The organism is Niabella drilacis (assembly GCF_900101395.1).
Lineage (GTDB): Bacteria > Bacteroidota > Bacteroidia > Chitinophagales > Chitinophagaceae > Niabella > Niabella drilacis.
Genome location: NZ_FMZO01000017.1, coordinates 102,925 through 112,659 on the forward strand (window position 1 = coordinate 102,925; position 9,735 = coordinate 112,659).

General features: G+C 49.6%; 7 protein-coding genes. 6 read left to right on the forward strand and 1 reads right to left on the reverse strand.

What is annotated here, in order from left to right; all coding sequences use genetic code 11:
• Positions 1-6: 6 nt before the first annotated feature.
• Genes tssO through BLS44_RS22005 form a run of 4 tightly spaced genes read left to right on the forward strand, consistent with a single transcriptional unit; the run spans position 7 to position 3,953 of the window.
• On the forward strand, positions 7-528 hold the full coding sequence (tssO, locus tag BLS44_RS21990) for a type VI secretion system TssO (protein ID WP_090392475.1): 522 nt from the start codon (positions 7-9) through the stop codon (positions 526-528).
• Between the two features lie 23 nt (positions 529-551).
• The gene (locus BLS44_RS21995) at positions 552-1,640 is read left to right on the forward strand and encodes a PKD domain-containing protein (RefSeq protein ID WP_143019889.1); all 1,089 of its coding nucleotides are present in this window, start codon (positions 552-554) and stop codon (positions 1,638-1,640) included.
• Between the two features lie 13 nt (positions 1,641-1,653).
• Positions 1,654-2,082: a GPW/gp25 family protein gene (locus BLS44_RS22000; protein ID WP_176954516.1), complete on the forward strand. Its 429-nt coding sequence runs from the start codon at positions 1,654-1,656 to the stop codon at positions 2,080-2,082.
• Positions 2,083-2,111: 29 nt separating this feature from the next.
• Positions 2,112-3,953 carry a type VI secretion system baseplate subunit TssF gene (locus tag BLS44_RS22005; RefSeq protein WP_090392482.1) on the forward strand — a complete coding sequence of 614 codons (1,842 nt, stop codon included), beginning with the start codon at positions 2,112-2,114 and terminating at the stop codon, positions 3,951-3,953.
• 90 nt (positions 3,954-4,043) lie between these two features.
• Here the strand turns inward: BLS44_RS22005 and hemW are convergent, their stop codons facing one another.
• Positions 4,044-5,165, reverse strand: a complete 1,122-nt coding sequence (gene hemW / locus BLS44_RS22010) for a radical SAM family heme chaperone HemW (RefSeq protein ID WP_090392484.1) — start codon at positions 5,163-5,165, stop codon at positions 4,044-4,046.
• Between the two features lie 200 nt (positions 5,166-5,365).
• On the opposite strand from hemW, the gene BLS44_RS22015 reads away from it, so the two are divergent.
• Both BLS44_RS22015 and BLS44_RS22020 read left to right on the forward strand, forming a co-directional pair.
• A complete protein-coding gene (locus BLS44_RS22015) occupies positions 5,366-7,168 on the forward strand; it encodes a POTRA domain-containing protein (protein WP_176954517.1) in 1,803 nt (600 codons plus the stop codon).
• A gap of 155 nt (positions 7,169-7,323) precedes the next feature.
• Complete coding sequence (locus tag BLS44_RS22020) at positions 7,324-9,231, forward strand: S9 family peptidase (protein WP_090392488.1); 1,908 nt, start codon at positions 7,324-7,326, stop codon at positions 9,229-9,231.
• Positions 9,232-9,735: the final 504 nt, after the last annotated feature.

The window sequence follows — 9,735 nt, forward strand, 5'->3', positions numbered from 1 at the left end:
TCATTCATGAAACCCAACAATACTAAGGAAAGAAGCCAGGCTTTTGCCCGTTTCCTGCTTTTCTTCCTCCTGACCATTGCACTCATTGTGACCACCATCTTCTTCGGGATAAGGATCCCCTATGCCGAGAACGAAAAACTCCGTGAGCAGCTGGCGATCATCGAAAAAGAAAATGAATTCAGGGACCACTTTGCGGGCAATATGCAGCAGGCCCAGTCATTGCTGGACACCGTAAATATGGATCCCGCAAAATCCGGTCTTATCGACGGGCGTATTACACAAAAGATCCAGGAAATGGACGCGCAGCTGAACAGGAACAGCACCAGCTCAAAAGAGATCTATTCACAGATCATTAAGGCATTGAACAATACCCAAACCGATAAAAAGGGGTTAAGGGCAGCCAGCAGCAAGGACTCGGTAGTTGCCATGTATAATGCCCAGGTCCAGGAACTTAAAAATTCACTTACCAAATGGCAGGACTCGTATAAACAGCTGGAAATGCAGAACCTGTTACTACGTCAAAAATAACCGGATCCTTAAACCGATACACGATGCATTTTGTATATTCTAAACAATGGGGCCGGCTCGATTTCAGGGTGTGGATCTCCCTGATCGCCGTTACGGTTATCGCTTTGGCACTGCTGGGCTACAAGGTGGCCACCCATGTTACCTGCCCGGAATTTCATTTGAAAACGGCAAGCAACATCAATCATATACAGGACGGCCCCCGTACCTATTTTGTAAACGAACAGGTGCAGTTCTTTGCAACCCGCAATGACGCAAGCCTGATGGTAACCTGGAATTTCGGAGATAAATCCGCCACCCGGATCGGTACATCTGTCACACATAGCTTTATAAAAGAAGGCAACTACCTGGTTACGGCAATGGTAAACGGAAGTTGTACGGAATCGGTGAACATCCGCGTCATTCAAAACAGTACGCCCATCACCGCCGGCGGCAGTCCCGATCTCAACCGGATCGTTTCGGATGATGTGGTGGCAACCGGGGATGCCATGGTCTTCAATACCACAGCTGTTTCATCCGGATACAACTGGAGCATTAATGAACTTCCGGAGATGGGACAACAGCTTACCAGAACAGCAAAGTTTATTTTCACAAAGCCCGGAACCTTTACGGTAACGTTGAAGCTGGACCAGGGTTCATCCTACCAAAAGACCATACAGGTTACCGATCCGCTGGGAACGGGGAGCGGCACCTCAAATATACCGGTACTGCCGGGGCCGGCAGAGGTAGGGCCACCTCCGCTGCCTGCAGACATTCCCGATAAGAAGCCGGAAGAAAACAAACCGGAAGAAGCCAAACCGGCTGCACCGGAGCCAGCTCCTGCAGCAGCAAAGGTATACGAACAGTTGCCGGAACCTGCCATACAGGCCATGCTGGAAGAGCTGGCCGAAGGAAAGAAAAACCTGGGCGACTTCAACAATATTTTGTGTAACGGAGCCGGCACAAAAGTAATGGCCAACAATCAGTCCACCACATTTGCAGCGTTGTGTAATGAGCTAAAGGAGAAAAAGGGGTTGCCTCTTCTTAAACGGAAAAAACGGATCCAGTCTTTTAAAGTAGTACGGGATCCGTCTGCCGGCAATTGCGTAAAGATCATCTATATCACGTACAAGTAAAAACCGGAGTACCTTGAAAGAGTATCTGAAACTACCCTTGCGTTTTGACCAGTTTTTCGACAAGAAAAAACTACCCTCCTGCGGGCTGGCCGATTCTATTTACCGCAACCTGCACCTCCTTATTACTACTGTGCCCGGGGAGAACAAGAACGATGAAACCTATGGCGCTTCGTTTTGGGAAACAGATTATGACATTCACCTGGACAATGACTCCAGGAAGGAGCTGATCGTTGGCAATCTGAAAAAACAGATCGCCCTTTACGAAAAAAGGATCCATAACGTGGAGGTCACCGTTGATGTAAAGCTGGCGGTCCTTAAAACACAAAGTGCGGATCTGCCCAGGAGGAAAATTGAAATTACCGTAAACGGGATCATCCGGAAAACCCTGGAGCCTTTCCGGTTTCAGACCGGCTTGTTTATAGGCCCGCTTACGCTGGATTAACCATACTCACTTTTATTCTGTTATCAACTATGGAACTATTAAAAAAAGAGCAGATCCGCGACCGGATGACCCGCCTGGCAGCAGCCCACTGGCAGGTACCGGAGAACGAAATTGAGGCCAGCTTTGATCCGCTGCTGATGCTGATCTTTGATGTACTGGCCGGTGAAATCGAAAGCATTGGCCACCAGATCCATGATGTCAGGAGCCGGTTGCTGAACGAGCTCTCTTCCATTATGCTCCCTCATGCACTGTTAAGAGCAAAGCCCGCCTCCTGCGTGTTAACAGCAACCCCAACAGAAAGCACCGCCGTACTGAACGAAGAGCAAAGCTTCAGCACCGTAGCGGTTGCTCAAACGCCCGGGGCCCCGGCAACCGAAACCGAGCTCAATTTTACACCCAACGGGGAAGTAAAGCTATTCCGGCTCCATCTCCTTTTCTTAAGAACCGGGAGCCGCGTTTACAAACTGGGCGAGGCCGGACGTAAATTGTCCGTACACGAGGATCCCCAGGATAAAGCGCCCGTCAACGAGATCCATTGCGCATTGCATAGCCGCGATGCCATCTCCTCCCTGAAAGGTCTGCAGCTGTTTTTTGATCTTAAAGGACACTCCGAGGCAACCGATTTTTATTTTGCTGTTCAGCATGCCCGGCTATTCATCAATGGGCAGGAAGCCCCTTTTACAAAAGGCTATTATAAACAGGAACAATATGAAACCAACCTGAGGGACAGCCTGGAAAAGGAGGGAGATTACAGCCGGAAAATACGGAGGGAGATAGCCGGCATTTATGCACAGCAGTTCATCACTGTACAACAGGAAGCGCCGGGTGCAGCCCCCCCGGAGCCCCCGATCCTCAAAGAGCTGCCCGGCAAGCTGCAGGAGGAGATCGGGTCAAAAGACATGATTTATATAACCCTGAAGCTGAGCCGGTATTTTCAGCAGGAAGTACTGGAACGGCTGTTGATGAGCGTAAATGCATTTCCTGTATTAAACCGGAAACTGGAAAAAATCCATTTCAGAACTGAAAAATGGATCAATATTATACCCCTCCCCGTAAAGGGCTCTTATCTTGATATCAAAAGCATTGAAAGCACGGAAGGCAGCCGGTACCGGTTGCGCCGCGATGCGGGGGAAGACAACATCCATGAAGGGCAGGCAATAGTAAGAACAACCCGGGTGGCCCGGAACAGCAGCAGGGATGTGCGGAATATGATCAACAGCCTTCTTGAAAGCATCCGGGATGAAAGCGCCTATTTCAGCAGGATCAGTAATGATTTTATCGCGTCCCAGCTCAATGAGATCTCAAAATTGCTGTCGCGCCTGCAAGACCGGCTGAGCGTTTCAAAAGATGAAAAACCCGCCTGTAATTATGTGCTTCTAAGATCAAAAAAAGAACAGGAAAACGTATTGGTACAGTATTGGTCTGCATTACCGGCTGCAGCCACAGCTGTAAAAGCCGCTGCCACATTCAAGCCGGTAATGCATGCACTCACCGGCGGCCCCTGCTTTGCGCTCACCACCGCCGGCGGGGGCGTGGAAACTTATAGCGACTATGCACAGCAGCAAATGCTGGTACGCCAGCTTTCTTCGAGGGGCAAGATCATCAGCAAAGAAGATATCCGGCTGCTTTGCTTCGAATTGTTCGGGCCCCGTCTTCAGAACGTGGTTATCCATAAAAAAATGACCGTGCCCCAGGGCTCCCGGACCGGCATTACCCGAACGATCGGGATCGATCTGCACCTGCAACAAAATGACTATACGGAAGAAGCATTGTATTACCTGCAGCAATTGCTAGCCTACCAGCTGGAGACCCATGCCTCTTTTGCCTTCCCGTTTGAGATCCATATTGTTTTAGTGCCCCAGGATCTCTGAAATACCGGGCCCCATTGTTGCTTCGGATATCCGCAATCGTCTCAAAAAAAGTTGTACTCCCGTGCCGGGCTTACCACAAAACAATTTTATTTACTCCGTTAAAAACAGGTCGGCGGCAATACCGTCCGCAAACAATTTTCCCTGCCGGGTCAAACGGATAGACCTGGTATCAATCGACAGCCAGCCGCGTACCTGGTAGTCCGCAGCCTGCTGCAGGACCCGTTGCCGCGTCGTTTCATCCAGTTGCTGCAATAGAATCCCTTCAGATGTGCGCAGGGCGATCATTATATATTCATTCAGCTTTTGAACGGTTGTTAATACCTCCTCCTCAAAGGGTATCTCTCCCGAACGGATGGCGCGGATATACTTTTGATTATTGGCAACATTCCAGCGACGGGCTTTACCATTAAATGAATGTGCTGCCGGCCCCAACCCATAATAGGGCGTCCCCTTCCAATAGGCACTGTTATGCCGGCTGCGGAATCCGGGTCTGGCAAAATTGGATATCTCATAATGCTCATAGCCAGCCTCCTGCAACCAATCCATCAGCAACAGGAACTGGGTAGATTGCAGGTCCGCATCCACATCTGCTGCGCGGTGTGTCCGGATCATTTTATCCAGTGGTGTCTGAGGCTCTACCGTTAGCGCATAGCAGGACAAATGAGGGACTCCCAGTTTCAATGCCGTTGCTACATTTTGCGCCCAGCGCTCATTGCTCAGCCCCGGTGTGCCATAGATCAGGTCCATTGTTATGTTATCAAAGTACCGCATTGCGAGCTCCAGCCCCTCCCTTGCCTGCACCGCATTATGCGCCCTGTTCATCCATTGCAGGTCTTCTTCAAAAAACGATTGCACACCAATGCTCAGCCGGTTGACGCCGGCAGTCCTCCAGTCGGCCAGTTTACCGGGCGTAAGATCATCCGGGTTGGCCTCAAGCGTTATTTCCGCATCACCGGTAACCGGGAAGGACTCCCGGACCTGTTTTAGCAGGAGACCGATCTCGGCGGCCGGCAACAGGCTGGGCGTTCCGCCTCCGAAATAAACCGTTGCAACCGGTTCCGGTTTGATGAACCCTGTGGCAGCAGCAAGCATAATCTCTTCCCGGAGCGTCTCCACCAGGGCCTCCCGGTAGTGCAGGGACGTTGAAAAATGAAAATTACAGTAATGACAGGCCTGCCTGCAAAACGGAATATGAATATAAATACCAGACAACGATTGATTGTTTATAGTGACAAATAGTTAATGGCCTGCGGGAGTTGCTGATACTATGTATGTCCCGGCATCCCAACCCATGCTGAGGCTTTCCCGGGGCATACCCATATCCCGCTCCCATGATGCGCCGCTGCCTGATCCCTCCTGCCCAAACCCAGCGGCCCGCCATTCGCCAAAATACTGTTTATTTGTATTTCCGAATGGCAAAGGTACAATACCATTTAACGCTCCTGCTATTTTTATGGACGGGCTTTTATGCCGCCTCCCAGGACCGGTATGCCCTGAAGATTGATCCGGTTGATAAAGACAGTAATTTTATTAAAAAAGACCTTGCCATTAAAACGGATTTCATCAACCGGGATGATTGCCGTCAGTATACAGGGCAGCTGCTTTCCCTGTTGCAGGCCAGGGGGTATGTAACGGCATCCGTCGACTCACTCCGGTTCGATTCCACCGCTGCTTATATGCAGCTTTTCGTTGGGAGCCCTTACACCTGGGAATCGCTCAGCACCTCTGAAGAAAGCCTTAAATGGCTTGCCCTGGTTGGCTATGATGCACGCCTGTTCACCGGCAGGTCACTGGATTATGAGCAGCTGGAAAATATTCAGCAGCGCATGCTCACGTGGTTTGAGAACCACGGTTACCCATTTGCAAAGATATCCCTCCAGGCGTTACAGATCAATGACCATAAGGTATCCGGCCAGCTGCAGGTTCAGCCGGGTCCCCTGTACAGGGTGGACAGCATCCGGATCACAGGAAACGCGAAGCTCAGCAACGATTATCTCCAAAATTACCTGGATCTTAAAAATGGTTCTGTTTACAATAAGGAAAAACTGCAACGCATCAGTGCAGAACTTAAAAAGCTCAATTATATTGAAGAAACCTATCCCCCCCGGGTTTACTGGGGAAGTACGGGAGGAATTGTAGAACTGTTCCTGCAGCAGAAAAAAAGCAACCAGGTCAACTTTATTGTTGGTTTTTTGCCCAACAGCACTGCCGCTCCCTCAAAAAAACTGCTGATCACCGGCGAAGGACTGCTCAATCTTAAGAACGCACTGGGCGGCGGGGAAAGTATCGGCCTGGTATGGCAAAAACTGGAGGCAGCCTCCCAACGGCTGAATGCAGCCTTCCTGCAGCCCTACCTGTTCCGGTCGCGCTTTGGATTTGACCTGGCGCTGGATATGCTGAAGCGCGACTCCAGCTATCTCAACTTTGAATACCGCATCGGTACGCAGTATACCATTAATACCCGGCAAACAGCCAAGCTCTTTTACAACCAGTTCTCAACGATCATTAATACGATTGACAAGAATACGTTACTGCAAACCCGTAAACTGCCCGCCGAAGCAGCCGTCAGTATTTCAAATATCGGGGCAGAGTACCAGATCAACACTACCAATTATATTTTTAACCCGGTATCGGGACTGGATATCCGGTTTACCGGGACCGCCGGCAATAAAAAAATAAAAAAGAACAGCCAGATACTGGATCTGGAGGATCCGGAAGACCCGCTTTTTGACTTTGCCAGCCTTTATGACACAGTAAAACTTCAGTCCACACAGGTACGTGTGCTGCTGTCTGCCGCCAATTATTTTCCGCTTTCCGCGCACGGCACCAGCACCCTGAAAGCCGCGGTGCAGGGAGGGTATCTTACCGGGGATAATATTTTCCGGAACGAGCTGTTTCAAATTGGCGGATACCGGCTGCTGCGCGGGTTTGATGAGCAAAGCCAGTTCCTGTCGCGGTATGCCATTGGTACGCTGGAGTATCGGTACCTCGTGGGCGAAAACTCCTATCTCAACGCCTTTGCGGACGGCGGATGGGGCTACGATGGCAGCAGGGGTGTGCATCAGCACTATAACTTCCTGGGCATGGGTATTGGCCTGGCCTTCGAAACCAAGGCCGGCGTATTCAACCTGGCATGGGCCGTAGGAAAGCGGAACGATACCAGTTTCAACCTGCGGCAATCCAAGATCCATTTCGGGTTTATTAATTACTTTTAATTAGCGGGATGTGAAATGGGGATCCCGGCAGCTCCCATCGGGAGGGAAAATATAGAAACGGGACTTGAACACCGGGTATAAACACGGGATCTGCCGCTGAACTTTAAACATCAAACCTGGAACAAAGAAAGTACCTTTGCACAAAATTTTTTCACATGAGAAAATTATTCATTCTTCTATCTGCATTTTCTATGCTGAAAACAAACGCACAACAACACCTCACCCCGGAAACATTGCTAAAGCTGGGCCGGGTATCTGCCATCGGCATTTCCAACGACCAGCAATCATTAATTTATAAAGTGTCCACTCCCAATATTGCCGAAAACAAAATGGACACGAAAGAATATGCCATACCGCTCTCCGGCGGTGCTGCGGCCGGGCTGACCAACGCAACCGATCTTGTAAAAAACAACCGTATTGCTCCCAACGGGCAGTATATCCTCAGCAGCGATGAAGTACTCCTGGAAAAAGTGCTGGGCAAAGATCTTTACCCGGAGCTGGACAAAACATCGGCACAGGTCTATACGGCGCTTAACTACCGCCATTGGGATAAATGGTTCGACGGGCGTTTCAGTCATGTGTTTTTTGCACCCTATGTAAACGGGCAGGCCGGCGAAAAAAAAGATATCATGCCCGGTGAGCCTTATTTCTGTCCCCAGCAACCCTTTGGCGGGGACGAGGACTTCATCTGGTCGCCGGATAGTAAAAAGATCGTCTATGTAACCAAGAAAAAGTTCGGCACCGATTACGCGGTAAGTACCAATACGGATATCTATGAATACGATATTGCTACCGGTACCACAAAAAATCTTACCGGAAGCAATAAAGGCTATGATGTAGCGCCAGCCTTCAGCAAACAGGGAAAAATGGCCTGGCTGCAAATGAAAACAGCGGGCTATGAGGCAGACAAAAATGACCTGGTAGTAATGACCAATGGAACCACCGTAAACCTGACGGGGCATAATGACCAGATCAACGTATCTTCCTTTACCTGGAGCAACGACGGTAAGAGCCTGTTTTTTATTGCCCCTATTAATGGAACCGAGCAGGTATTTTCGGTAAACGACATCGGTCTTACCCGTATGCTGCCCCGTATCCGGCAGCTTTCCAAGGGCGATTTTGACATCACTTCCATCATTGCCCAAACCGGTGAAGAGCTGATCGTAGCCCGGGAAACTATTTCGCGCGCTTCCGAAATTTATAAACTCAATATCAAAACCGGGCTGTTAACACAGCTTACCCATGTAAACGATGCGGCTTATGAAAATATTGCCCCGGTAAAAACAGAGCGCCGCTGGGTTACCACCGCCGATAACAAAAAGATGATGGAATGGATCGTTTATCCTCCCGATTTTGATCCTTCCAAAAAATACCCGACACTGTTGTATTGCCAGGGAGGGCCGCAGTCTGCCACCACGCAGTTTTATTCCTACCGCTGGAACTTTCACCTGATGGCATCCCAGGGGTATATCGTTGTGATCCCCTCCCGGCGCGGTATGCCGGGCTTTGGCACCCGGTGGAATGCCGAAGTGAGCAAAGACTGGGGTGGAAAGGTCCTGCAGGACTACCTGGATGCCATTGACGATATTTCAAAAGAGCCTTTTGTGGATAAGGACCGCAGGGCTGCCGTGGGCGCCAGCTTTGGAGGCTATTCTGTTTTTGCACTGGCCGGCTGTCATCAAAAACGGTTCAAAACATTTATTGCACACGACGGCGTTTTTGACTTTACGGCTATGACCGGCACCACAGATGAGCTCTGGTTTGAACAATGGGAGAAAGGCGGCTATTACTGGGAGAAAAATAATAAGGCAGCACAACGCTCCTACGCGGCTTCGCCGTTGAATTTCGTAGCTAACTGGGATACGCCGATCCTGATCGTTCAGGGAGGGAAAGACTACCGGGTACCCATCGAGCAGGGACAGGGCGCCTTCCAGGCCGCACAGTTAAGAGGCATTAAAAGTAAGTTCCTCTTCTTTCCGGACGAAAACCATTGGGTGCTGAAACCACAAAATGCAACGGTCTGGCAACGGGAATTTTTCGGCTGGCTCAGGGAAACACTATAGTTTTCAACGGCCGGCTGTCAGCGGTTGTCCCATCTGTTTCAATTTTTAGCGACCTTCAAAAATATTAAGCCGGTGAAAAATGAAAAGGGTCCTTCTTGTGTAAGGGGATAACGGAACCTCAGGCACAAGATCTAACGCTCAACGTTATAATAAGCCGGCATCAAAATTATTTCTTTTCTCGGTCAGTGAGGACACTGACCGTGGAGTGGGCCGTGGTTTGTGTCCTCACCAATGCTATTAAAATAAGGCGTATAATCACCTTATGGGGAAAAACGCCTTATTTTGTGTTTGAAAACTAAAATATATGTCAAAAGTAACAAAATCTGAAGGAGCGCGCAGTAGCGAAGGCTCTAAAAAAAATCTTTTCTTTTGTTGAGCGCCCCGTTCTGGATAAGCAATATCTTAACCGTTCGGTTGATTTTACCCGTAACACCAAACTTAGCTTTTCATCCATTGTCCTGAAGATTGTTCATGGTTTTACCGATTCTGTGGAGTATGAACTAT

Excerpts from the sequence above, each read along its gene's own strand:
- BLS44_RS22015 (WP_176954517.1), top strand. The coding sequence starts at position 5,366 with ATGGCAAAGGTACAATACCATTTAACGCTCCTGCTATTTTTATGGACG.
- BLS44_RS22020 (WP_090392488.1), top strand. The coding sequence starts at position 7,324 with ATGAGAAAATTATTCATTCTTCTATCTGCATTTTCTATGCTGAAAACA.
- tssO (WP_090392475.1), top strand. The coding sequence starts at position 7 with ATGAAACCCAACAATACTAAGGAAAGAAGCCAGGCTTTTGCCCGTTTC.
- BLS44_RS22005 (WP_090392482.1), top strand. The coding sequence starts at position 2,112 with ATGGAACTATTAAAAAAAGAGCAGATCCGCGACCGGATGACCCGCCTG.
- BLS44_RS21995 (WP_143019889.1), top strand. The coding sequence starts at position 552 with ATGCATTTTGTATATTCTAAACAATGGGGCCGGCTCGATTTCAGGGTG.